Source organism: Balneolaceae bacterium, assembly GCA_034521495.1.
Lineage (GTDB): Bacteria > Bacteroidota > Rhodothermia > Balneolales > Balneolaceae > Rhodohalobacter.
The window spans coordinates 245,226-271,229 of the sequence record JAXHMK010000004.1; the positions used below are offsets into that span (position 1 = coordinate 245,226).

20 protein-coding genes are annotated in these 26,004 nt (G+C 43.2%); 8 read left to right on the forward strand and 12 right to left on the reverse strand.

All coding sequences use genetic code 11. The features are described 5' to 3' along the window. Positions 1-121: 121 nt before the first annotated feature. Positions 122-3,172, reverse strand: coding sequence for a CHAT domain-containing tetratricopeptide repeat protein (locus U5K72_01990; GenBank protein ID MDZ7717574.1), 3,051 nt, complete (start codon positions 3,170-3,172; stop codon positions 122-124). 847 nt (positions 3,173-4,019) lie between these two features. After that, a complete protein-coding gene (gene ftsY, locus U5K72_01995; GenBank protein MDZ7717575.1) occupies positions 4,020-4,973 on the reverse strand; it encodes a signal recognition particle-docking protein FtsY in 954 nt (317 codons plus the stop codon). A gap of 496 nt (positions 4,974-5,469) precedes the next feature. Between ftsY and U5K72_02000 the strand changes: the two genes are divergently transcribed. Further along, positions 5,470-5,721: a hypothetical protein gene (locus U5K72_02000; GenBank protein MDZ7717576.1), complete on the forward strand. Its 252-nt coding sequence runs from the start codon at positions 5,470-5,472 to the stop codon at positions 5,719-5,721. Then, positions 5,708-5,992 carry a type II toxin-antitoxin system RelE/ParE family toxin gene (locus tag U5K72_02005; GenBank protein ID MDZ7717577.1) on the forward strand — a complete coding sequence of 95 codons (285 nt, stop codon included), beginning with the start codon at positions 5,708-5,710 and terminating at the stop codon, positions 5,990-5,992. The genes U5K72_02000 and U5K72_02005 overlap by 14 nt, the downstream gene beginning before the upstream one ends. Before the next feature lie 115 nt (positions 5,993-6,107). Here U5K72_02005 and U5K72_02010 read toward each other — a convergent pair whose 3' ends face one another. Further along, entirely contained in the window at positions 6,108-6,701 is a 594-nt protein-coding gene (locus U5K72_02010; GenBank protein MDZ7717578.1) for a CDP-alcohol phosphatidyltransferase family protein, read from the reverse strand. A 301-nt stretch (positions 6,702-7,002) separates the two neighbouring features. Between U5K72_02010 and U5K72_02015 the strand changes: the two genes are divergently transcribed. Further along, positions 7,003-7,605 (forward strand): NUDIX hydrolase, encoded by a 603-nt coding sequence (locus U5K72_02015; protein ID MDZ7717579.1) that lies wholly within the window; start codon positions 7,003-7,005, stop codon positions 7,603-7,605. 164 nt (positions 7,606-7,769) lie between these two features. On the opposite strand, the gene U5K72_02020 is transcribed toward U5K72_02015, so the two are convergent. Together U5K72_02020 and U5K72_02025 are read right to left on the reverse strand one after the other, a co-directional pair. Then, positions 7,770-8,060: a hypothetical protein gene (locus U5K72_02020; protein ID MDZ7717580.1), complete on the reverse strand. Its 291-nt coding sequence runs from the start codon at positions 8,058-8,060 to the stop codon at positions 7,770-7,772. Between the two features lie 136 nt (positions 8,061-8,196). Then, a complete protein-coding gene (locus U5K72_02025; GenBank protein MDZ7717581.1) occupies positions 8,197-8,604 on the reverse strand; it encodes a helix-turn-helix domain-containing protein in 408 nt (135 codons plus the stop codon). Between the two features lie 431 nt (positions 8,605-9,035). Between U5K72_02025 and U5K72_02030 the strand changes: the two genes are divergently transcribed. Next, the gene (locus U5K72_02030; protein MDZ7717582.1) at positions 9,036-10,058 is read left to right on the forward strand and encodes a metal-dependent hydrolase; all 1,023 of its coding nucleotides are present in this window, start codon (positions 9,036-9,038) and stop codon (positions 10,056-10,058) included. A gap of 143 nt (positions 10,059-10,201) precedes the next feature. Then, positions 10,202-10,684, forward strand: a complete 483-nt coding sequence (locus tag U5K72_02035; protein ID MDZ7717583.1) for a thioredoxin fold domain-containing protein — start codon at positions 10,202-10,204, stop codon at positions 10,682-10,684. Positions 10,685-10,968: 284 nt separating this feature from the next. Here the strand turns inward: U5K72_02035 and U5K72_02040 are convergent, their stop codons facing one another. From U5K72_02040 to U5K72_02050, 3 genes are all read right to left on the reverse strand, one after another. Further along, complete coding sequence (locus U5K72_02040; GenBank protein MDZ7717584.1) at positions 10,969-12,255, reverse strand: mandelate racemase/muconate lactonizing enzyme family protein; 1,287 nt, start codon at positions 12,253-12,255, stop codon at positions 10,969-10,971. Between the two features lie 107 nt (positions 12,256-12,362). Beyond that, positions 12,363-13,310, reverse strand: coding sequence for a hypothetical protein (locus U5K72_02045; GenBank protein MDZ7717585.1), 948 nt, complete (start codon positions 13,308-13,310; stop codon positions 12,363-12,365). 271 nt (positions 13,311-13,581) lie between these two features. Continuing rightward, on the reverse strand, positions 13,582-15,018 hold the full coding sequence (locus U5K72_02050) for an alkaline phosphatase (protein ID MDZ7717586.1): 1,437 nt from the start codon (positions 15,016-15,018) through the stop codon (positions 13,582-13,584). Positions 15,019-15,367: 349 nt separating this feature from the next. Between U5K72_02050 and U5K72_02055 the strand changes: the two genes are divergently transcribed. The 3 genes from U5K72_02055 (at position 15,368) to U5K72_02065 (ending at position 20,743) form a co-directional block, all read left to right on the forward strand. Beyond that, entirely contained in the window at positions 15,368-17,431 is a 2,064-nt protein-coding gene (locus tag U5K72_02055; protein MDZ7717587.1) for a S9 family peptidase, read from the forward strand. A gap of 123 nt (positions 17,432-17,554) precedes the next feature. Continuing rightward, complete coding sequence (gene mtgA / locus U5K72_02060; GenBank protein MDZ7717588.1) at positions 17,555-18,394, forward strand: monofunctional biosynthetic peptidoglycan transglycosylase; 840 nt, start codon at positions 17,555-17,557, stop codon at positions 18,392-18,394. Between the two features lie 216 nt (positions 18,395-18,610). Then, entirely contained in the window at positions 18,611-20,743 is a 2,133-nt protein-coding gene (locus U5K72_02065; protein ID MDZ7717589.1) for a tetratricopeptide repeat protein, read from the forward strand. 25 nt (positions 20,744-20,768) lie between these two features. Here the strand turns inward: U5K72_02065 and U5K72_02070 are convergent, their stop codons facing one another. The 4 genes from U5K72_02070 to U5K72_02085 form a co-directional block, all read right to left on the reverse strand. Continuing rightward, positions 20,769-21,455: an HD domain-containing protein gene (locus tag U5K72_02070; GenBank protein MDZ7717590.1), complete on the reverse strand. Its 687-nt coding sequence runs from the start codon at positions 21,453-21,455 to the stop codon at positions 20,769-20,771. 187 nt (positions 21,456-21,642) lie between these two features. Beyond that, on the reverse strand, positions 21,643-22,545 hold the full coding sequence (locus U5K72_02075) for a sulfurtransferase (protein ID MDZ7717591.1): 903 nt from the start codon (positions 22,543-22,545) through the stop codon (positions 21,643-21,645). A 669-nt stretch (positions 22,546-23,214) separates the two neighbouring features. Next, on the reverse strand, positions 23,215-24,387 hold the full coding sequence (locus tag U5K72_02080) for a hypothetical protein (protein MDZ7717592.1): 1,173 nt from the start codon (positions 24,385-24,387) through the stop codon (positions 23,215-23,217). A gap of 222 nt (positions 24,388-24,609) precedes the next feature. After that, positions 24,610-25,821 (reverse strand): hypothetical protein, encoded by a 1,212-nt coding sequence (locus U5K72_02085; GenBank protein MDZ7717593.1) that lies wholly within the window; start codon positions 25,819-25,821, stop codon positions 24,610-24,612. Positions 25,822-26,004: the final 183 nt, after the last annotated feature.

A 26,004-nucleotide genomic window follows, 5' to 3' on the forward strand; every position in this document is an offset into this window, starting at 1 on the left:
TCAGTAATACGACCGAACGCTTCCCGCAAAGCGATCCCAAAGGAAAGGAGCTTCATTCCATTACGCACTCTTGAAGGTTCTTTTCGTGCTTAACACGTACTGGTGGCAGGGCTTTTTTTATCTAACGCCCCTGTAGTACAAAAGCCGCCCAATTTCTCGGTGCAGCAAATTCCGGCTGATCGATCAAGTCCATCTTTGCCATCTGCAGGGCTTTTGAATAGGAATGACCATCTTTCACATATCGATAAAATTCAATCATCAGGTTTGCGGTTGGCTGGTCATTTACTTTCCACATCGATACCATCAGGTTCGATGCACCGGCATAGATAAACGCCCTTGTAAACCCGATCATCCCTTCACCCTTATAAACAGTTCCCAGCCCGGTTTCGCAAGCCCCCAATACCACCAGGTCGGCATTCATATTCATATTGTAGATGTCATTCACATATAATACTCCATCGTCATCTTCCTCACCCCAAAAAGCGATGCCCGACAAAGCGGGGTCTTCCTCATTTACAAATGCATGAGTTGCAAAATGGATATACTCAAAATCTTGAAATGAGGTCGATTGAACAGTTGATTTAGTAGCCTCCTTTCCAAGAAGTATATTTACATTCTCGGGAAAAATATACTCCATCCATGTTTCTCGTTCTCTGAATATTTTGGCGATCTCATCAGTTTCGTATCGCGTGAGCGGTAGAGGTGACAGATCGGCTATATACCGCGATGCTGTAGTTTGTTCTTCCTCCCGGATCGTTGATTCATTAAATGGAGCAACGGCAAACAAATTTTGGGGATTGGCAATTTTTTGATCCGTTAACATCTTCAGAACGGTTGCTGAGGGTACATACGATATTTGATAATCGCGCAGCAGATATGGAAAATTATAGTAGTTTGAATGATTGGGTGCCTCTGTGAGAAGCATTTCGAATGGCAGATAGTAAAGAGTCTGATCGGGGACAATAATCAGAGAATTTGAATCCAACTCAGATACCACAGGCTTTACCAGTTGATTGTATAAATCATTTGCTAATTCAGAATATTCAGAAGATCGATCTGAGAGAACTGAACTTCGAAGAGATTTGATTTTTGATGAAAGTGAATCGGCCGGCCCCAAAGAATAAAACCTGATATCCTGCCGGTTCAGCACCAGGGCAAATACCTCCTCTTCGCTCACAATGTAATTAACCAGCGCCTCGTCATCCTCAAGCAGATCAGTTATTATCTCGCGATTTGCATAGCTGTGATCGTACTTTAAACGGAAGTAATCGGGGTAGTTGCTCTCCAGCTGTTCGGTCAATCTGCTGAGCTCGCGACGGGATTCAAAAAGTGAATCGCGATATGCCGAAATACTGTCTTGATTGGCCTCAAATCCTTTCTCCTGCTCCGCATTTAGTTGCTGGTAAAAATCCGCAATTTGATTGTTGATGGATGATTCCCGGTCTAAGACTTCTTTAGGAACGCCGGCGAAATTTTTTGCCTCGATATCCTGCAGCAGTTCCAAAGCAATGCGCGATCGGCTCAACTCGCTGGTCGCCAAAATCTCCTCTAACCATTTATCATTTCCCGTTTCTTCATACAGATAATTGTACGCTTTGATGGTGTTGGTAAATAGGGAATAATTTTGGTCAACAAGATTAAGCTTCGAGGCCTCACTTTGATAGGAATGCTGCAAAAAATCAACAACTTCTGTTGCCGTTGAGTAATTCTGAATAGCTTGGTGAAGATGTTTTTTACCTCCCTCAGAACCATATAGTTTGATATGCATATCGCCCACCCCGGCGGCTGCATCCAAAAAAAGCAAAGGATGCGATAAACTGCCGGCATCAAACCCATTTTGCGGCTGAATTCCGTTTTCACTCACGATCCTGTCATATACTTTCTGATAATTCTCCAGCGCCGTGACAAAATTCTTTTCTTCTTCGTATGAGTCGCCAATATTCAACAAAATATCCCAGATATCCGGATGATTTTGGCCCAAACGATTTTTAGTAATTTGCAGAGCTTCCCTAAAATATTCTCTTGCTTTGGTGTACTGTTCTATTCTCGTATAAAACTCCCCAATATTTATATAAGGAGTGATAAGGTTGGGATGATCAACTCCATAAGTCTCCTCGCGAATAGAGATGGACTTCTGATAATTTTCCAATGCGGCATCGAAATCTTCGTTTTCCATATAGATACTCGCCAGATTTGAATACCCGATAGCCGTATCAATATGATTTTCTCCGAGTATATTCTCTTTGATTCGCTGGGCCTTTTCAAGAATCTCTGCAGCTCTTTCAATTTCATCCATCTCGGTGAACACAACGCCGGCATTGTTATAAGCACCGGCCACCCTCTCATGATTTTCTCCGTAATTCTCTCTGAAAATATCTGCTGTACTCAGAAAATAATCTGCTGCCTGACCGTAATCACCCATAATGTAATAGATGGTTCCGATGCTGTTATGCAGTACACCAACCTGTGGATGACTTTCTCCATGGAGTGCCTGAGTTACATCCAGTGCTTTTAGAAAGTAGTCCATAGCTCCCTGGATATCGCCGAGCTTTCGGGTCAGAAGTCCCATATTGTTGTAAGAATGAGATAGAAATCTGAGTATTTCATCATCTCTCTCAATTCCACTTAACGATTTCACAGCTTCTGAATATGAATCCAGTGATTCACGAAAATATCCGGCCGCCTCTTCCAGGTAACCTGATGCCATAAACCCGCGTGCACTCGGTAATCCGGAAAACTCCGGCTCATTCGCCATCTCCATCATTCGTTGAACTACCTGGCGGGCTCGCTCAAATTCTGTCATATCCACATAGAGAAAAACTTTTTGTGTATTGATCTCCATCTGAAGTGGATGCGGAGTTGTCAGCTCTTTTTCTAAAATTTGTTCGGCTTCTTCAAGGATCTTTTCAGACGACTCAAAATTCCGATTAACACGGGCGATATCAGAAAGGTAGGTCTTCGCGTCAATACAAATTTCGGCCTGAACCGGGGCTTTGCAGAGGTTCTCCGATGCCTCTATAAACATCTTTTTTGATTGCTCATAATCACCAGCCTGGAAAACTTCTTCTGCTTGTTCAAAAAGATTTTTGGCATCTGTTACAGGTTGGGCAAATAGAGATTCCGAAGTCAAAAACAGTGCAGCCAGCAATAAAAGTTTTATGCAGTGAGACACAAACGAACCCAGATTTTAAACGAGAACAGGTTGAGAAGTACTAAAATATCTTGTTCACATTACTAAACGATTCCCTATTTGTAAAGAATCAGAGCATTTTTTTAATCTTGCTGAAGTTTTTCCATCACGAAATAACAACAGATGGTGCAAGTGTCTCACATCAGCCAAGGATAACGGGTTAGCTAACTGTTATACGCCGGACAGCCTGTCCGGCTGTGAGAACGCCTTTTTGAATGGATAAAAAATTTTTACAGTTTGATTCTGAAATAGCGCGAGCGAGACGATCAAGCTATCAGATTTATTAAAACTTCCAGATATTTTGATACCAGAAAATCAAGGGAAGGAGTAAGAATAGCGTTTATAGGTAACGGGTCAGCGTCCCGTTGTACATGTACGCCGGACAGCTTGTCCGGTACTAAAAGCCTAAAATCCTATACCGATTGGAGTTCGGGGATGTACACCCCACCCGACTAAAGTCGGACTCCCCTCAAGGAGTGAATTCTTCCTTTTCCGCAAGCAAGAGTACGAGGCAGGCAGGATGAGAACAAAAACTCGAAATCAATTGAACTGCTCTTCTGAGGTAACGGGTCAGCGACACGTTGTACTTTTATTTCCCAAACAAGGCCTTTACAAACGTTTCTTTAAGATAGCGCAAGCGTCTCGCTTGTGCTTGTACTTAATGTTTATTACAAAAAAAGAGCGACTTAACTACGTTAAAACTTAGCAGACCGAATAAGCTCGCCCCAGCAGGTGTTTTTATTGTTTGGTTGATAGGTCACAAAGCAAAAAACCTGGAATCCAGTGAGAATAACGTTTACAGGTAACGGGCAAGCTGCCCGTTGTACTTTTATTCCCCAAACAGTGCCTTCACAAATCCGTCTCGTTCAAACACCTGGAGGTCTTCAATCTGTTCTCCCACGCCGATATATTTTACCGGCACATTCAGTTCGTTTGAGACTCCGATCACAATTCCGCCTTTGGCCGTGCCATCCAGTTTAGTAAGTACAAGCCCGGTAATATCTACTACGTCTGTAAATGCGTTGGCCTGCTGCATGGCGTTTTGTCCCGTGGAAGCATCGAGTACGAGGAGAATTTCGTGAGGAGCGCCGTCCACCACTTTGCCCATTACCCGTTTGATTTTGGCGAGCTCTTCCATCAGTGATTTCTTGTTATGAAGTCGGCCGGCTGTATCCACCAAAACCACATCGGCCTGTCTTGATTTTGCAGCAGCTACTGTATCATAGGCCACAGCAGAAGGATCGGCATTTTGTCCCTGTTGAATGATCGGCACATCCGCACGCTCACTCCAGATCTTAAGCTGATCCACCGCTGCTGCGCGAAATGTATCAGCAGCTCCGAGCATTACGTTCTTACCGGCTTTTTTATAGAGGTGTGCCAGCTTCCCAATGGTCGTTGTTTTCCCGACTCCGTTCACACCTACAATCATTATTACATGCGGTTTTGCAGGAAAATCGGCATCAAACTCTGCGGGCTGTTCGGGCCGGTTCTCCTTCAGCAGCGCCGTAATCTCCTCCCTCATAATCTGCTGAAGCTCATTTTGTGTGATAAACTTATCGCGGGCCACACGGTTTTCAAGCCGGTCGATAATTTCAATTGTTGTTTTTACGCCTACATCTGATGTAATCAGCGCATCTTCCAGATCATCGAGAGTAGCGTCGTCAATTTTATCTTTCCCGGCAATGCTTTTACCGATCTTGTTGAGCAGTCCTTCACGGCTCTTCTCAACTCCTTTATCAAGCTTCTCTTCCTTTTTTAAACCAAGTTTATCTAACCAGCCCATTCGTTCGTCTCGTTTCAGGTATCAAATTTCGTTAGGTAGAATATACGATGATTACGGGTAGACGTGAAACGGCAAAAAACTCATTCAAGGACCAGGGAACTCATCACATGAGCGGACAAGTAAAAATACTGAAAATAGACCCGTCGGATTTTTTTATGACTTGAGCTGTGCGTAAAAATTACGAGTTGCACCTGCACGGGAAACCTGACCGGTCTTTCGCGCAGCACAGCAAAGAGCGACTCATCGGCTGACTTAATGTGGAAAACAAAATACGAAAGGGCTTTGCAAAACCGTGGTTATTGGTCAATCTGAACTCAATTCAGATTCTCCATTCGTCTTTATAGCCAGTATCTGGAGATCCTGAATTAAGCCTGCCCGTGCTAAGCTTCTGAAGACAGGTTCAGGATGGCGTTCAGAGTTTTGCAAAGCCTTCTACGAAAAAGTTAGTTGTCAGTGGTGTTGAATTGGTGTAAATTTGCATCAAAAAGGAATCACTATGACACGACAGAGCATAACTTTTACCAAACCCAATAACGATTGGTTGAAATCTCAGGTTGACAAAGAGGAATATTCCAGCAAAAGTGAACTTGTTAATGACTTAATCCGCCAGGAGAGAAAGCGTCATGATCAATTAGAATGGATTCGGGCTAAATTAATAAAAGCAGAACAAGAAGATTTTACTGATCAATCGTTCGAAGAAATTTTGGCCGAGTCTAAAAAAGAGTTACGAGAGGATGGCCAATTATAGGCTGAACAAACAAGCCAAAAAAGATCTGATACGTATTCATCAATATGGAGTCTTGAAATTTGGTGTAGATCAGGCAGATCAATATCTGAGAGATTTTTTTGATCAATTTGAAGTGATCGCTCGCTATCCTGAACGATATCCAAAAGTAGACTTTATACGAAAAGGATACCGAAGATGTGTATGTGGAGTGGATAGCATTTATTACAGAGTTCAACACGAGATTGTTGAGATTATGGCAATTGTGGGCCGACAGGAGATGGATCTTATGTAAGCTTTTTTATAAAGTCACCGAGGAAAGATGCAATGTGATTCGGCAGGCGAAAGACCCAATCGCCAGCCGAAGTCCTGATCGTCTCACGTCTCACGTCTCACGTCTCACGTAAAACTTAATTAAACTCCGCCCCGGCCATAATCTTATTGTAGCGAATGGTGTATTCAATAAAGGAGTAGACCATCAATATCACGGAAAGAGTCATCAAATAGAAATGAACCTGGGTGGCATCCGGGAAGAAGAAGATACTCATCCAGTAAAGTGCCATGCCATTCACGGAGATCTTGCCCGACATGATAGACATCGCCACTTTCCCTGTTTTTTTCTTGATACGGGCTGATCCCCACATAATCATCAGATCGCGAGTTACACCCAGGAAAAAATACCAGAGAGGAATCCAACCTAAAACAACTGTGTACAGAAACAGGAAGAAGGCCATCAGTTTATCTGCAACGGGGTCAAGCATTTTTCCAAGTTCAGATCTCTCATTTCTAAGCCGTGCCACGAGTCCGTCAAAATAGTCCGAAACACCACCGTAAACAATCAGGGCAACAATAGCGAAATTTGTTTCATAATCATTTTGAATATGCAGGTAGATAACCGGTGCAGCTACTAACACCCTTGTAAGAGAGATAAAGTTCGACCACGTGTAAATGTGCTTGGTAACCAATACCTTTTCACCATCGATATTTGATGTAGTTTCTCTCATTTAGGTTGCTTCAATACGGTTGATTAAAATGTTGCATGAATTCTATAAAAAATGACTGCAATAAAAAAAGTGCAATTGTCCTTAATAAATATGTAATTCTGAACTCTATTCCCCATGGGAGTCCTTTAGACATTATTTCTATTTCAAAACCCGGAGATACCGGATCAATATCCGGGAAAACAATATAAAGTTTATGGATTTTTCCAACATCCTTTTAGTACAGTCTCAGCGTAATATTTACTATTCTTATATTGAGGTCATGGCACTCTAATAATACAGTTTATAAAACAGATAATTAGGAATGAAATATAAAGATTTACGCAGCATCGAGCAGGCTGATGCAAAACTCCGAGAAAAAAAGTTAACCTCAAAAAAAGTATTTGACGGTAAATTGCTTCACGTCTATTCCGACGAAGCCGAACTTCCCGACAACTCTACTTCGATCCGCGAGTGGATTAAACACCCCGGTGCCAGCGCTGTGGTACCTGTTTTTGAAGATGGAACCATCATGCTTTTACAGCAATTTCGGTATCCTCCCAAAAAAACCTTCATCGAAGTTCCGGCCGGGAAAATTGATCCGGGTGAAGATAAAAAAAGAACAGCCGAACGGGAACTGTTTGAGGAGAGTGGTATCAAATGCGAACAATTGGAAAAAGTTGGTTCCTTTTATCCTGCTATCGGCTATGCGGATGAAATTATTTATGTATACGCCGCGTGGGGTTTAACAGAAGAAGCACAATCCGTGGATGAGGATGAATTTCTGTTGAAATACCGCATTCCATTTTCTAAAGCTCTGGAGATGATCAAAACCGGAGAAATTACGGACGGGAAAACAATCTGTTCGCTGATTCAAACCTCGATGTGGTGGAGAGAGAATACTCCGTTTGAGGTGGATTTGGGATAAAATTGTACGCCGGACAGCTTGTCCGGCTCCCTACCTAAAAAATAAAGCCCTACGCCTACCGCGTTGTTCGAGGATAAACGTTTGTACAAACACATATCGAATTGAAAGTGAACTACAATTCTGAGGGAACGGGCAAGCTGCCCGTTTTACAATGGCAACCGTACTCAATCTTCTTTAATCACACCCTCACTCAACGCCAATTCATAAAGCGACTCATGCAAATTCTCCCGATCCAGGTCCCCGCGGTTGATAAGGGATTCAATCTCCTCACCCGTAAACATCATCAACATTCCATGCTGACGAAATTCCTGATCAATGTTTCTTGGATTTGTTAATCGCATTTTACCAAGGTCCAAGCCATTGGGGCTTACTTTTAGATTCACCAGACAGTAGTACTGATCTGCCGGTTCATCCCCGAAATCAATGCGTTGCAGTTTTGTGTCTTTAAATTTCATAAATAATTAGATTTTTTTGCGAAAAGACCTGTCAGCGTCCGAAGGTCCTGACAGCGTCGGATGGCCAAATTAATGAGAAAATGTTTTAAAAGTGATGGCGCAAGCGTCTCGCTTGTGCCTTTATTGTGGGGATGGGTCACTCAGAATATCGTTCAATAAAATCCCTTGCCTTAACAATCTCCATGATTTCGCCGCTTTCTGCATTGGTGATTTGCACCTGGAACAAGCTGATGATCGCTTGATTATTCAAACACTCCAGAGTTTCGGGAATTGTTTCACACTCTTCAGTCTCACTGACCAGATCGTTCACCCCCTGAACCACATATTTCAGGTTTTGTTTTTTCTTTTTCTTGGGCGTTTCCTCATCCGGCGGATTAAAGTAATCACGAATGGCTTCTTCGGTAACAAACCACTGAACCCCCAGCTTTCGTCCGCGGATTCGTCCTTCGCGAAGGTACTTTCGAAGAGTCATTTTGCTGATACCCAAACGTTCGTGCAGATCGTCAATGGAATAGAGCGTTAGTGAACCTATTTTTCTCGGCATTTCAATCTTTAATTAACAACTATTACTTATCATTAGTTATATAAAGAAAAACAATAAAATAATATTAACGTTCTTTATCAAGACAATATGAATTTCATTTGGAGTGAATACCCTCAACCCTGTATATTGTAAGTAATTGATCAAAACAAAAAGCCCTTCTCTGATCAGTTTTCCATTTTTACCTGCCTCTATGGTTTCAATAAATACGACTCTGCTTAATCTTTCTAATCAATCGGAAACTCTTATAAAATGTGCAGTACAAACCCCTCAACTATTAATAATGGGTAGTAATTTCTGTGTTGCTCTTCAACTCTTATCGATTGGGAAAAGGGTTTAAAATGTTTTAACGGCCTATTCAATAGAATCTCTCCAATTTTGGTTAAAATATGAACCCTATTTGCAAACTATCATTTTCACGCTGACCAGTTCCTATGGACTCAATTACACAAATAACTCTCGGAGCGGCTGTGGGTGAATTGCTTCTGGGAAAAAAGATTGGATATCGCGCGGCGGCTTGGGGAGCACTGCTTGGTACTGTACCCGATCTGGATATACTCGCGAATCCTTTTTTAGACAACGCGGCGGAGATCCGTTTCCACCGCGGTTTTACTCATTCAATTCTCTTTTGCCTGCTCGCATCCCCAATGTTTGGATTTGCCATCAACTATCTTCAAAAAAAGTGGGAGGTGGGATGGAAAAAATGGACTCAGCTTGTGTTCCTGGTCTTCTTTACACACATTCTGCTGGACGTACAGACCACCTATGGCACGCAGATTTTTTACTTTTTCTCAGACTGGCCGGCAACAACAGATTCCATCTTTATCATCGATCCGCTGTACACCTTTACACTACTCATTGGATTGGTACCAGCGCTTTTTATGAACCGCCGGTCAAAAGCACGCTCACTTTTCAACAAAACCGGACTACTCCTTAGCACGCTCTACCTGGTCTGGGGATTGGGAATTAAAGCGCATGTTCACAGCGTGTTTGATGCGTCGTTTGAAAATCAATATGGCTATTACCATCAGATTAAAACCACACCCAACGGCCCCTCTACATTTTTATGGACGGGCTATATTATCCGCGAGGATACGGTCTATCAATCCATCTATTCCATTTTTGATGAGGATACCGACTTGCAATTCCGGACCATCCCAAGAAATACGGAGTTCATTGAGAAGATTAAGAACGATCGGCCAGTTGAAACACTGCTCTGGTTCTCCCGGGGATATTACACTGTTGAGAAAGAGCAGGGCGAGTTGTTTTTTTACGATTTGAGATTTGGCCGAAGTGACCTTTGGCTAACCGACAGTGAAGAACCTCCATTTGTTTGGCAAAACCAGATCCTCTTTGATGAGTATGGAAATGCAACCAACATTGAACAACAAACTCCCTCTTTTGAAACAAGATCTACCATCTTTTCACGTTTTATTAACCGTATAAAAGGTGAATAAATCTTTTTATATTTGAGCGAGCAGGGGGATGATAACCGGTTGCTATTTTAAACACGGAAACTGATTTTACAATTATCACGAATCATCCCCCATAACCCCCTTCGTAGGGGGACACACTTTACCATTATTTTGAACAAGATATTATGTCCAGAAAAGTAATTATCGGATTGTTGATTGCCGGTTTCATCGGTGTTTATGCATTCTATTCGTTTCAGCAGGTTCAGCCGGATGAAATTGAAAACGCACCCGAATGGATGCCACTGGAAACTGCCCAACAACAGGCCTCAGTCGGAAATAAACTCATTATGATCGATATCTTTGAAGTTGGCTGCCAATACTGCCGTGCAATGGAACGGGAAGTATATCCCTCCCCAAGCGTTCGCGCCATTTTGGACCGCGATTTTTATCCCGTAAAAATTAACGGCCATTCTGAAAGTATGATCACCTACAAAGGAGAGGAGATGACCGAACAACAATTTGCCAGTGAAATGGGCGTAACTGCCTATCCATTCACCGTAATTATGGACGGCGAAGGAAACGTCATTGACAGCCGCCGGGGCTATATGAACATTGTGAATTTCTCTCGTTTTTTGAAGAGTACGGTAGAGAAGAAGGCTCAGACCTGAATCCGGTTAAACTTTTTTGAATAGATTTGAAGATTTCGAAAGTCATTAGTAGAATGAGATAGCTTGTATTAATTTTTAGCAAGACCACTCCTCCGATGGCTCCTGTCCGCCATGATAACTAAAACGAAACTCAATGAATTATCTGCGGAAATCAGCCAGAGAATAGACTGGAGATTCTGAATTAAATTCAGAATGACGGTTTTCTCTCCCGTCTCCCGTCTCCCGTCTCCCGTCTAAAAATCTGATATCAAATATCGCATATCTCCAATCTCAAATCACGCTTACTACTCAAAAAACGGATATCCTTCCGTAGCGTATTTCCGCATTCCCTCTTCGTTGATCTCTACACCAATACCCGGTTTTTCTGATAAAGGAATAAATCCATCCACCACTTTTTCGCCGTCGTAGGTTACAATCTCATCAAACATTGGGTCTTCGTGGAAATAGATCTGCCACTCCATAATCATAAAGTTCGGGACAGATGCACATACATGAGCGCATGCCATCGCTCCCAAGTAAGACGATACCATATGCGGAGCAAACGGTATGTAGTAGAGCTGTGCCAGGTTGGCAATACGCTGGCCCTCTCCGAGACCGGCCGCTTTTTGAAGATCCGGCATGATGATATCCACCGCTCCGATCTCAAAAAGCTCGCGAAAATCGTGTGCCAGGTAGAGATTCTCACCCGTACAGATGGGCGTGCTGGTCTCTTCCTGTATATGTTTATAAGCTTCCGCATTTTCCGCCGGAATTGGTTCCTCCAGCCACATCAAATTCAGCGGCTCCATTTTTTTTGCTACTTTTTTGGCACTTGGCAGATCATACCTTCCATGCATATCCGCACAGATATCAACATCATCCCCAACCTGTTCACGGGCGGCAGCCATCTGGTTGTACATTCGCTCGATCTCGGCATGGCTGGCCGTCCAGTTGTATCGGTCGTACTTATTGGGATCGTTCGCCTGGTCCAGGTCGAACTTAACGGCAGTCATTCCGTAATCCACGGCTTTTTGGGCACTTTGGGCAAACTCTTCGGGAGAGGGTTGATTGGATTGATACAGAGCCGTATCCATGTACACACGCATTTTATCACGAAATTTGCCGCCCAAAAGCTGATACACCGGCAGATCCAGCGCTTTACCCGCCAGATCCCACAATGCTGTTTCTACTGCTGCCAACGCCGCAAGGTACATTCCGGATTGAGCTCCTCCGAACACGCCACCACGGCGAATCTCATAAAACAACCGGTGGATATCTAACGGATTTCTACCATTGAGCCATCCGGCCCATCGCTGAACAAGTTGATCGGTTCCATGCACCGCGTCTGCCCCCTCGCCATGACCTACAATATCCTGGTTGGTATAGATCTTCACGAAAAGATGACTACCACCACGAATAAATCCGGTTTTTATATCTGTTATTTCAAGGTCGGTGGGACGCGAGTATCTTTTTTTATTACCAACCGCATTTTCAAGTCCCATTCCTGCAGCGGCAAACGGAGCAGCGGCCATCGTTCCGGCTCCTAATACACTTTTCTTTAAGAATGATCGTCGTGACTGTTTTTTATCCATGGTTGTTCCTTTTAATGTTTTAATTCATATCAGGTTCACCGGAAGGGATGTACATCCCCCTGCTCACTCTGCTCACTCCGTTCGCTTACCCTTAAATCAAAATTTACTCACCAGGTCCTCGTTTCCAACAGTTCCTGGATCTGTTCTTTCGGAACCGGAAGTTCATCAATATGCTCTTCCAGCCACTGAGAGAAATCCCGCTCAATTTCATCCGACCACCGGGCATCGATCTGGCCGGAGGAATATACCCCTTCGCGTATCCGTTGCTGACCAAACATATCCCGAAGTCGTACAATCTCTGATGTTTTTACAACTCGTTCTGCCAGATGCGGCGGTATAAAAATTACTCCGCCATCCCGGCCAAGCACTACATCACCAGGCATTACCATTACCTTACCAATTCGAGTCGGCGCATTCATACTGACCAGTGTGGTATTCAGTTCACCGTCGGGATTATTCAAATGATGGGAGGGATGATAGCTCTTATAAAAAGCAGTGAAACCCTCTATCTCCTTTAGACCTGCTACATCACGAATGGCACCATTGTAAACAATGCCGTTACCAGAATTGGTGTAGATGGCATTCCCCACATTATCACCGATAGTGGGGCCATCTATGTGAGCCCCGAACTGATCGGCCACATACACATCCCCCTGTTGCAAGATCTCAACCGGCCAGGAGTTTTGAGATCCGGTTCGTCCGGCTTCTTCTCCTTGCTGATCAATAACACGGTGAACATCCGGGCGGCCCGGCATAAATGTTGCCGTTAGTGCCCGCCCCACCAGAACGCTGTCGGGATTTAAAATCTCCCAATCTTCGGCATATTGGTGTTCAAAATTCTCTCCGCGCAGAACTGCCCAGGCTTCCTCGAGAGTTACAAGTTTCATTCTCTTTAAAATACCGCCAGATACTTTGGGGCGTCCGTCAGGCAACCGTTCACCATCCCATTCAGGGGTCAGAGCAATCACTTCATCGGGTGAAAGTTGTTGACTATTGGCGGTTGGAATGACTAAAAAAAGAAATAAAAGAAAAGACAGAATGGTAGAAATCTTCATATTTTTTATTGAAATCCTTTGAAATTGAGTCCTGTAAACAGCTTCAAATAAGCAATATAGCAGAATAGACTCTAAAATCAATGGTGACGGACACAACCGTAACCGGCTACTCTCTGATGATACACAAATCTGAAAGTCAACGTGCAAGGTAGATGACAATTCCGAAGTCTTTCAAAACAAGATCAATTCTTCCTCCATTGTAATGGGAAGTTAACTTTAGCAAGATTTCGACAGAGTTCGGAAGTCTACCTATATCTTCAATCTGAAATCATCACTGTTGCGCGTAAGCACGCACATTTGCCATATCTACCATCAGATCGAAGAGGTCTGTATTTTTAACGAAGTTCGGTAAACGGTCGCTGCCCGGACCCCAGGCGGCAAGTTCTACATAGTCAGCGGTATGGTTGGTACTCATAAAGTAGATCCCGTTGTAGTTGGCAAGTACTCCGGATAGTACAGCACCTGCTCCCGACCGATACCGGAACGGCGCCTCAAATTGTCCCCGAAATGCCTGCCGTACCATTCCAGCTTCTTTTCCTGTAATTTGAGTCTGGGTAGCAACCTCAACAGCGTTGCGAATCTGAGAAGCGGTGGGGGTGCCGGTACTCAACTCATCATACAACCACTCAAAGCTGTGTTTGTAATCAAACAGCGTTTCCAGGCTTTCATCAGAATCTAAATATCGGTCTCCCATTCCGCTTAAACCAGGATTCGAGTTTCCGTGATCGGTTGCTAATATCACAAGAGTATCGTCTCGGTTTTCCGTGTAATCCATCACAACCTTTATGGCATCATCAAAAGCGATCTGGTCGTAGACTAAACCGGCGGCATCATTTGCATGAGCGGCATGATCAACCCGGGCCCCTTCAATTTGAATCAGAAATCCATCTGAATTTTGTTCAAGACGCTCCAGTGCTGCCGAGGTCATCTCTGCAAGTGTAGGAACATTTTGCTGCAATTGCGGAATTGTTTGATGGTCGATGGTATAGGGCATATGTGAATCAGAAAAAATACCCAGTAATTTCCCGTTTCGCCCTGCACTTGAAAGTTGAGATTTATCTTTGACAACTGTATATCCGTTTGCTTCAAATTCACGATAAAGATCAATACCGTCGGCACGCATACCCGGATCAAAATGACGATTTCCTCCACCCATCAACAGATCGTAACGTCTTTCGGCATACTGTTCGGCGATCTCATCCTCCATGTTTCGGGATGACATATTTATACCAAATCCGGCCGGGGTGGCATGAGTAATACGAGCAGTGGTGACGAGTCCGGTAGATTTTCCTGCATCTCTGAATATTTCACAGATGGTTTTGTACTCCTCATCGTTTGGGCCCCAGTTTACAGCACCGTTATTAATTCTCTGGCCCGATCCCCAGGAAGATGCTGCCGCTGCAGAATCGGTTACAACGGAATCTAAAGATGCCATATCCATCAACCCGCGGTGGTATTCACGGTCGGATTCATAAAGCTGTATCCAGTTTGTTTTTTCGCCAAATTGCTTCTGTTTTACGATATCAGCAAGTGCCATCGTTCCGGAACTCATGCCGTCAGTAACAAGAAAAATCACATTTTTTGCATCACCGAATTCGGAACTTATTTCCTTTTGTGCATTGTTTTTCCCCAACAACCCACTGCCTAATGCCAGGCTTGAGAGGGCTCCTGTTTTTAAAAAATCACGGCGGCTAAATTGATTACTCATCAGATATTTATTTTAGTTTCAGAGGTTCGATTCATTACATTTAATCGGTTTCAATACAGGCTGACAGTTCGCCCTTTTTCCAAACAAAAAAAGATTTAACCATTTAGCAATTAAAGATTATTTGACTGAAGCACTCAGTTTGGACAAGAGCTTGAATGTGGGTGTTCCATTTGAATAAAAATTCACCCTTCATGCTCAAACTAACATTTAGATCACTTTTTTGGTAACTGCAAAGCATGATACATATTGCAGAATAAGGACCAGGTTTAAAGAAATCATTAAGAGATCTGAAATTTTCTTTTATTGTTTTGAACTTAACTAAAAAATCATCTATAAATTATTCCATCTTATGAATAAGAAAAATTTGCTCTTTTTCAGGCTCTTTAACATTCAATATGTATATGGGCTGCTCGCATCTGTTTTTCTGACTTCATCTGCGGCCTTGGGCCAAAATGTAGTTACTCCGCAGCATATCGCCGAGATGGAGACAGTTACAAGTTCTCAACTCTCGCCGGATGGAGAATATATTGCATATACTGTCAGCACTCCTGCTGATCCTTACGTGGAAAATGTAGAAAACAGTATACACCTCTACCTGTTAAATGTATCTGAAGGAACCACAACACCCTATTTCACGACCGGATCTGTAAGCTCGGTCCAATTTCGGCCAGGCCAGGAAGCTATCACATTTTTAACCAAACGGCCCGGCGATGAAACCCGCTCGATCTATCAAGTTCCGGTTACGGGTGGAGAAGCTGTTAAAATATTTAGTTTTGATCAGGATATTCTCAGTTATTCATGGCACGATGATGGCAACCAGATCGCTTTTATGGCATTTGAGAAAGCTGAAGAATCCGACTCCCCGCTGCCATACAGTGCTAATGTTTTTGAAGAAAACAAACCACAACAGCGGGGATATATTACTAACATAGCCATGACCAGCCGGGTAGCTCGGAAATTACCTGTTGATGGATCCGTGTATAATATGGTTTGGAGTCCAGAAGGAGATCGTCTTGCAGTGTCCGTAGCGCCAACTCCCTTTGTGGACGATCAGTTAATGAATCAGCAGATTATAGTTGTAGATGCAAATAATGGTGAAATATCAGCGGAAATAAACAACAAAGGAAAACTCGACCAGATTGAATGGAGTCCGAACGGGCAGAGACTGGCATTGCTTGCAGGTTCAAATATTAATGACCCAACTGCCGGTCGAATCATGATTGTTACTTCCAGAGGAGGAGTTCCTCAAATTATAGACAGGCAATTCCGGGGTGCCTACGATCAGATTGAGTGGATAGAGGAGAATTATATTCACTTTTTGGCAAGTGAAAGTACGGCTTCACGAATTGGAAAACTTCGGTTTGACAGCGGCGAAAAATTGACATCATTCTACTCTGATGAACATCATATCTCTTCCTTTTCCATCTCAGATTCAACCACATATACATTTATAGCCAGCAGGTCCAATCATCCCGGTGAGGTATTCTATTTCTCAGGCGAGGAGAATGATATGCATGAGCGGATGACCTATCACAATGAGTGGCTGAACAGTGTTGAACTGGGCGAGCAAGTTGTTGTTAGTTATCAAACAAGAGACGGAGAATACGAAATTGATGGTTTGTTAATCTATCCTGTGGGTTATGAAGAAAACTCAACAGTTCCTGTGATTGTTCATGTGCACGGCGGACCAGAATCTCACTATAATAATGGGTGGCTGACCAATTATTACATGCCCGGACAGGTTGCCGCCGGAAAGGGATACGCTGTTTTCTATCCCAACTACCGCGGAAGCACCGGGCGTGGAATTGATTTTGCATTTAGCAGCCAGGCTGATATTGCCGGCGCTGAATTTAATGATATTATAGACGGCGTTGATTTCCTTATTAAAATTGGTATTGCTGATCCCAACAGAATTGGAATTACCGGTAAATCTTATGGCGGATATGCCGCTGCCTGGATGAGTACCTACTATTCCAGCCGTTTTGCTGCATCCGTAATGTACGTTGGAGTAAGTGATAATATCTCAAAATGGGGCGAGAGTGATATACCGGAGGAGCTCTATCTTGTTCACACCCGTAAGCGGCTTTGGAACGACTGGAGCTGGTTCCTGCGGCGGAGTCCCATCTATCACGTAGCAAATGCACAAACACCCATTCTGATCATTCACGGAGCCGATGACACCCGGGTACATCCATCCCAATCTCTTGAACTGTATCGGCACCTGAAAGTTCGTAAACCTAATCTGCCCGTAAGGCTTGTAAACTATCCGGGAGAAGGTCATACAATATCAAGCGCATCCGCTAAGCTCGACTACAACTACAGGATGTTCCGGTGGCTGGACACATATTTAATGACCGGTAACACCTCCGCTGAAAAACCACACTGGGATGCCCCTATTCCGGGAAAAGAGTAGTTCAGGTTTTCAATAAAATATTTTTGAAACCCCATTCTCTGTATTGGGAGTGAGGAACTTCTTTTTTTCATACCTGAAATGCATTATATATAGGTCATCATCTTTGATCATTGAATGTTCTAAATGCTTTCAGAAATTATAAAATATTTAGGCACCACGGTTTTGGTGATTGTGCTGCTGGTCATTCTCACCATCTTATGCCTCAGATGGGTGAACCCACCTTTTACTGCATTTTCTTTGCAGGCAGACTGGGAGCAGCTGGACAAAGAATCGTATGATCTGCGGACTGAATGGGTGCAATATGAAGATATTCCCGGACACTTGATCTGGGCTGTGATTGCTGCGGAAGACCAGCTTTTCTTTGAACATTTTGGATTTGATTTTGAATCGATGGAGGAAGCCTGGGATGAACACCAAGAGGGAGTGCGAACCCGCGGAGCCAGTACAATTTCTCAACAGGTGGCAAAGAATCTTTTTCTGTCACCGGCTCAGTCATACATCAGGAAGAGTGTGGAAGCCGGGCTAACTTTGGTCATTGAACTTCTATGGCCAAAAGAGCGCATCATAGAGGTCTATTTAAACATTGCCGAATTTGGTCCCGGCATATTTGGCATTGGGAAAGCATCGAAAATCTATTTTAACAAGCCTGCTCCTCAACTTACACCTGAGATGGCTGCCCTTTTTGCAGCCGTACTCCCAAGTCCTAAACGCATGCGGGTAAATCCTCCATCGCCATATACAAAGGAACGCAGCCAATGGATTTTAAAACAGATGACTCAACTAACAGGAGAAACGTATATTACTACGGATAACAACTCACCAGGTAAAGCAGATTCGGTTGGAACAACCCCAAAAGCAAAAGACTCACCTGTTGAACCGGATACAACGTACAACAAAAATCAGCCGGACACCCTTATCCGTTCTATCCCCGATACACAGGAAATTCCGAATGATTCTATTTGATCATTTTATGGAAAACTCAATACATTCTATCTTCCTATATGATAGACTGTTAAATAAATAGAGTTTTTCAAAACTTTAGAATATCTTAATGTAAAATTCTGATTGTTTATCAGCCAAGGCACTTCTTCCACAGAGTTTCCTTACGGAGAAGTTCTCTTTTTTTACTCAATCTATAAACACGTTACCCTGTTAGGGATCAGTGATCTTTAAACTATCATGCGATTAATTACGACTCTTCTCATCATCATCCTCTTTGTTCTGCAGGGGCATGGAATGAGTCTGGCAGATCTCAGTACCAAGCAACAAGAGATCACTGAAAAAGATACCAGTTATGTTCGCGAGTTAAACAACAGGAGTATAGATTTGATCAACGAAGGCAAACTGGACTCTGCCTATACGTTGATTGAAGAAGCGCAAACCCTGGCTGAATTTCTGAATGATATTGAAGGTGAATCTTATGCAGTTTCTAACCTGGCAAAATATTATGATACGAAAGGACTTCCTGATTCTGTAATAACTTCTATCGCCCCCAGATTAAATCGCTATAAGGGAACAGAAAAATACACCCGAATGGGTAACCTGCTGGCAACGGCTCATCATGAAGTGGGTAATTTCCAGGAATCCCTGAAACTCTATCGGGAGATGCTGGACATTGCACGCGCGGAAAATGACACTCGAATGCAGATGGGGCTTACCCAAAACATGGGAAACAGCTATAGTTCTCTTGGGGATATGCCCTCTGCCATAGACAGTTATCTTTCCAGCCTTGAGATGGCCGAAGAACAACAAGACACCCTTGTTATTGCCGTAGTGCTGGACAACCTTGCCTCTGTAAATGTTGATCAGGAGAATTTCGAACTTGCCGAAGAGTACCTGTTCCGTGCGCTGGATCTAAACAGGGAGATCGATAATTTGAGGAACCAGATCACCAATCATATCAGCCTGGGAGTTTTGTACAAGGAGTGGGATAAATTTGAATTATCTGAGGAGCATTACGAACGTGTACTTGAACTTGCAGAGCAGACAGGGAATGTCCTTAGCCGAATACAGGCCATTTATAATCTCGGAGTATTATATACTGAAATGGAACAAACCGATAAAGCTCTTGAGTTTTATCGGGAATCACTCCGCCTTAGTGAAGAGAATAATATTCCTATTGGATTTTTCTATAACCGCGCAGGTATGGGAGATCTGTATGCATCGCAGGGAGAATACAATCTGGCTATCGAAAATTACCAGGAAGCACTGGAGATTGCCGAAATGATACAAGCAACAGATATGGTGAAAAATGGCCTCCGGAATCTGTATGAAACTGCTGAAGAAGCAGGAGACACAACCCTGGCTTTCAGCTACTTAAAAAGGTATTCATCTCTCATCGACAGTCTTTCTCAAACAGAACGAGAAGAAGCCCTTGCAAGACAAGAGGCTATGCTGGAACTGCGATCCGAACAAGAGAGAACTGAGCTCCTGGAGGAAACAGTGAGTACACAGCGCACTAATACGATTCTTATTTCTGTAATTTTGGGAATCCTGGCGATTGCATCATTCTGTCTTGTAATCATGTATCGTAAACAAAAGAAGGCCAACACCCTCCTGAGAACCAAAAAGAAAGAGTTGGAGGATGCCAATAATGTAAAAGATAAACTGCTCTCTGTGCTTGCTCACGACCTTCGAACGCCGATCTCTAATATTCAGGGAGTGGTTTATATGATTCGTGAGAATCTTCTCGACAAGGAGGATATTGACAACGCCTTGACTCATATTGATTTTCAGTTGCAGCAGGGAATTAACACTCTTACCAACTACCTGGAATGGGCACAGGATCACCGGAGTGGTATTACGGCAGATATGGAAGATTTTCTGATTTTGGATGCTGTCGAGGAATCTATCCACGAAATTCAAAAAAGTGCCGAGAATAAAGAAGTTGAACTTGTGAACCGTGTGGATCCTGATATCTCGGTCCATGCCGATAAGCACATGATAAATGTAATTCTCAGAAATTTGCTTTCAAACGCCATCAAATATGTTGACACCGGAGATGTAGTTACGGTTGGTGCGAATGAAACGGAAAGCGCAGTTGAATTATATGTTAAAGATACCGGGAAAGGGATTCCCAGGGATAAACTTAATAATCTATTCAAACCCTTTAACCGCGTAACTCGCGGGACGAAAGGAGAGATCGGTACCGGCCTCGGGCTTTCACTGTGTAAAGAATTTAGTGAAAAACAGGGAGGAGACATCCGTTGTGAGAGTGAGGTTGGAAAGGGAACAACATTCACAGTTGTTCTCCAGAAACCAAGGGAAAAAGTAAACTCACAAACTGTCTCAAAACAAGAAGAAGTGCAGTAGATTTAATCTATATCCGGTAATTCTTTCATTTTACTTCTCTTTTTAATTCACGCAGATATTCTTCCATAAACTGTACCCGACGTTCAGCCTCTTTTTTTGCTGTCTTGGTATGCATCAAACCGGGCAGCTTAAAAAGCTTTTCGTAAAAATGGTCGATGGTCCATTTGCCATCATTTGGCTCTCTGTTTTCTGATAGCGGGTCCTCCGGATCATACAGCGGCCGATCCAGCTTTCCGCCCACCATCAGGCAGCGCGCAATCCCAATTGCGCCGATAGCATCCAGCCGGTCGGCATCCTGTACAATTTTCGCTTCAATGGTTTTTGGCGGAATTCCTGCAGAAAAACTGTGTGCTTCTATCGCATGTTTCACCCCTTCAATTTTGTCTGATGGAAACACAATGCCGGATAAAAATTCACCCGCTTTTTCAGCCGCAAACGCTGAGGCTTTTTTACGCTCGGGATGATCTTTGGGGAGTATTACACAATCGTGAAGCCATGCAGCGGCAATTACAATCTCAGCATCGGCAGATTCGTTTTCCAGGATCTGCTTTGCGTTTGTTACAACGCGTAGAATATGTTGGATATCGTGGGCAGAATCTCTTGAGCCGATTAGCTCACGTTCGATGAATGTTTGGCAATGTTCTTCGAGGTTTTTAATATTTGGTTTTTCTGATTCCTGCATTGGACATCTTAAATCGTAAGGGTAATTCATGAATTAGTATGTGTTTAGCGACCTGGCAGAGTGCGATAGCTCCTGCCAGAGTCGCGGGTTGCAGTTTTTGAAAATATTGCCTTGATCCACAACTCTGACAGGAACCGAAAAGCACGGCGCTCTGTCAGGTTGTTTGACTCAAACCGCTAAACACATACATGAATTACCCTTACTACACATATATTTATTATTCTACTACGGAATCTTCTCTGTTTCCATACTCCGCCCATGAAGCCTCATACGGACGAACGGAATCATAACCCATCAAACGAAGTGTAAAATAAGCATGAGCCCCGCGATTATTGGTTTGACAATGCGGAATGATCTCTTTGTCGGGTGTCAAACCCGCTGCTGAATACAGCTCCTGGATTTCATTTGCTGATTTAAAATAAGGCACTCCTTCCGATTCAATGACTTGACTCCACTCCAGGTGGATTGCGTTGGGAATATGTCCGTTCTTCTCGGCTCGTTCAGTTTCACCTGTATATTCTCCTTCTGATCGAACATCGAACACAATTTTATCAGGATCTGATGATGCGGCCATGACCGTTTCAAAATCACAAAATCTGGATTCCTGCACAGTTGTGGTAAAATTTCCCTCCATTGACACATTTCGTGATTCTTCAACTGTTGGATAATCATTTTCCATCCATGCAGCATACCCTCCATTTACCAGCGATGCATTAGAAAAACCGTAATATTCCAGTGCATAAAAAAGTCTCGATGCAGCCAGGCTATTCCCCTCATCCATGATAACCACTCGATCTTCTTGATTCAGGCCAATGCTTCTCATTTTTTCCTGGAATAATTCCGGTCCGATTAAAAAATTGGGTATTGGATGATTCGGATCGGCAAGTTCAGGGATGGCTGCAAAATGAACGGCTTCCGGGACAAAGGGCCCGGTTGTATTTGAACGGGCATCAATCAACAACAGGTTTTCATCCGATAGCATGGTTTGCAATTCATCAGCTTCTACCAAAAGATCAGCATTGGGATAATGTTCGAGGCTCTCAGTTTCGTTTGTTGAACCGGAACAACCTGTATAAATAAAAACAAATAACAGAAGGATAAATGTGTAACTCTTTTTCATAACGATGTTTACTGGTTTTAAATGGAAGATTTGTTTTTCTATTAATTATTATTTCAACAATTGGAGGTTGATAATTTATCTGTGCGACAATTCTTAATAGATAACCTACCCCTTTTTTATGATGTAAACTTGTTGAATGTACTTTGTTCTTTTGTCTTGATACAAAAGAACGAAAAAAAATCAAGGCTGTGAATACTTGGCGGCGGACACGAGTTCACCGTGGAATCCTTTCAATGGTCCATATCGCCCAAAAACTTTAAAATTCGCTACTCGCCGGTATGAAAGGATTCTCCTCACGGTTCAATCGTTGTCCTTTTACCCGCCAACTATTCAAGGCCAATAACTCTTCAATAATTATCATTTTCATTAAAAATATTATAAACCATCGATTATATTCACCTTAAATAATTTAATTTAAAGTTAATGGAGTAACTTCTTTTCTCAATACAGTCACCCAATTTAAGAATGCGAATTTAGATTTCCAGTCAGGAACCTAAGAAACTTAGTTTTTCTTACTCAGAATGCAGAATAAGTAATTGGTTAAGGTGGCAGTCACAATTTTCCAAAATAAGCATTATAACTTCATAAACCGTCCTTTTCTACCTCTTTCCTATTACCTTTTGACCAGAATTAGAGACTGTCAGTCGCAGATCAACATTACTAAATATTTTACTCGGACAGGTTAAAATATAACCTGGGGCGAAAGGGATTTCCCATACTGCTGCCGGGGTAAAAAGAAGCATGCAGAGGCCCAAGCGGGTAAAGGGCAATACCTTTGGTTCTGCCGTTGAGCATTCGCTGTATCACAGGCCTGGGGATGTGAATATAACGCGGGGTGTCTTCTTGTAAAGGTATGTCAATATCAATAATCATCTGGGTGTTGAGCACCTGTTCTATCGGTTCATTCATTGTGAATGAGTGATAAGTTACTTCTTCGCGAATCCAGCTTTCATCTCCACTCAAAATTTCAACAAGTCGAATCCGGTTGAGTTCAGGCAGGGCGGTTTCCTCGGTATACGAAAAAGAGTAAGGCACGAGCTCCAGCATTCCATAGCCCTCAGCAGTTCTGTTCCGGTATCTATTTAAATTCCATCGCAAGAGAATAATTTTAGAATTATCAACGGACAGAATTGGTGTGCCTCCATCTGCCCAGCTTCTAAAGTTAACTTCGGGGTACTCGGCATCAATCATTCCGGTTTCAAGGGCTGGCACTGAATAGGCAAACTCCTCTGGCTGCGGAACTGGTGGCGGATATGGTACCTGCTCACCCTTATCGGGTGTTGTGTCCGAGACATTCACAATATCTACTCTCACGTAATCAACGTCCAGGGTATACACAAGCGGCCCCCAATCCATAAGCGCTATATGGGCGTTAATTTGATCTCCCGGTTTTACATCAAATTGGCGGGTCGTCATACTGATGGTGTGCCATTTATCAGAATGCGGAATATCGAATTCCATTAAATGAGCGTAATTATCAGTTGTACGCTGTGTCCGCAGTTGCATGTTTAGCCGCCGAGGAGCGTGGCTTGATCTTACCCTGGCTTCCATTTTCAGTTCATAACCTGGCTTCGCAAGTTCTTCATAATCCGAAATATCTGCTGACAGTGTTCGCATGATGGCCCACCATATATTGTGTTTGTCATTTGTGGCATCCACTACAAACCGGGCAAAACCATCGTGCCACTCCAGCGAACTTACAGCTTCGCCATCACCCGTAAATGTGACCCATTCCGATTTCGGTTCGCCATCAAACGTTTCCAGAAACTGGCTGTGAGAGGCTGTAGCTCCGAGTAGAAACAACACCATCAAAGATGAGAACCATCTGAATAGTGAAATCATAATCGTACAATAGTTTTAAGATTTGGGTATCAACCCAAAAGATAAGAGTCAAAAATTAAAAATTTATTTATTGTGAGTGGATCGTTAGAGAGCCTGGCCACAAGGCACACCACTGACAAATATCGATCGCCCGATCGCTGAATGAGGGATCAAACGTATTAATTCTTAAGATACCCATCGGACGGTAAACCCAACCGTCTGATGGGGTTTTCAAAACCATTTTTAATCCCTGCTAAAGTGATAGTCAGCAAATTTTATGTATTGATCCCAATCATAGAGTGAAAGGTCGTGCTCGCCGCTGCGAATATGATACCCGGTATACGATTCGATGATCGGCTGATTTACGGGTGGCATCTCATCCGGTACATTCACCGGAAGCTGATAGATTTTTTCATACAGATCCGAAGCGTGTTTCAGTGCTAAGAACTCGCCTTTGGGATCGGCTCCCGGATCTTCTTCCGCGCTTCCTACATAGACCGGGCGGGGAGCTATTGTAGAGATCAGCATATGTTGATCCACCGGTAGGTCTGCTTCGCGATTGTTGTATTGCTCAAGGTTATCGCAAAACCAGTGCGGTCGTACATCATTCAAAAGCTTAATAGTTTCACTGAATTCACGCTTATAAAGAGCCGCACCGCCGCAACCCGACTCATTTGATACCACTATTGCAAATCGCTCATCGTTAGCTGCCGTCCACAGCGCAGACTTTCCGCCTCTTGAATGTCCGATTAGAACCACCTGATCTTCATTGATCGCAGGATCTCTCTCAAAATAATCCATGATACGCATAGCACCCCATCCCCAGGCACCGAGCGCTTTCATGCCGTCCGGCTGATTGAGCTGCTCCGGGTAGAGTTGATCCACGATATCGTGGTGCCATGTTTCCTTGTCATCGTCGGCTACATCTCCAACGTGAAACGCCGCCATCGCATAGCCTTTTGGAATCACCCGCTCAACCGGCCAGAAATCCATCTGTACTTCACGAGTTGGATCGATATTTTCAACCGGGCGGTGATTGATCAAAAGAAAAGCGGGAGCCGGTCTTTCTGCAGCTTTTGGAAGAAAGAGATTCAAGCGGATTGTGATGCTGTTACTATTCCTGCGAACCGTAATATCCACCTCTTTCAGCGTGGCGGTTCCGTTTATAGCTGTTGGATCTTCATTAATCAGATCAAATTCGATCGCATCAAAATGATCGGGAATCTGTCCATATACCAACTCCTCGTAAAGAGCTATAATTTCAGGGCGCCGGATATTTCTCCAATCGCGAACCGTTGTAACCCGATCACCGTTTTCAGTTTCCAGGATAGACGGCAGAGTATAATCAGGGACTTTCGATTCATCGTAGTTGAGCTCGTAATCCTGGCTGAAACCCATATTTACAGCTATCAAAAAGAGCAATAAAAAAAGTAAAAAAGAACCGATTTTTTTCATGGCTTTTGTCTCATTTTCAACTTGTTTTTGATTAAAGTACATTTTTATTATCAATAATGTACATATTCGGGTACCACCCGCGAATATCTGGTAAAAACTATTTAAGATTCAGAAATCGTTACAATTACAGAGCGGTTAAAATTATTTCCAAGTTCCTATTGTTATGTAATATAAATGGATGAT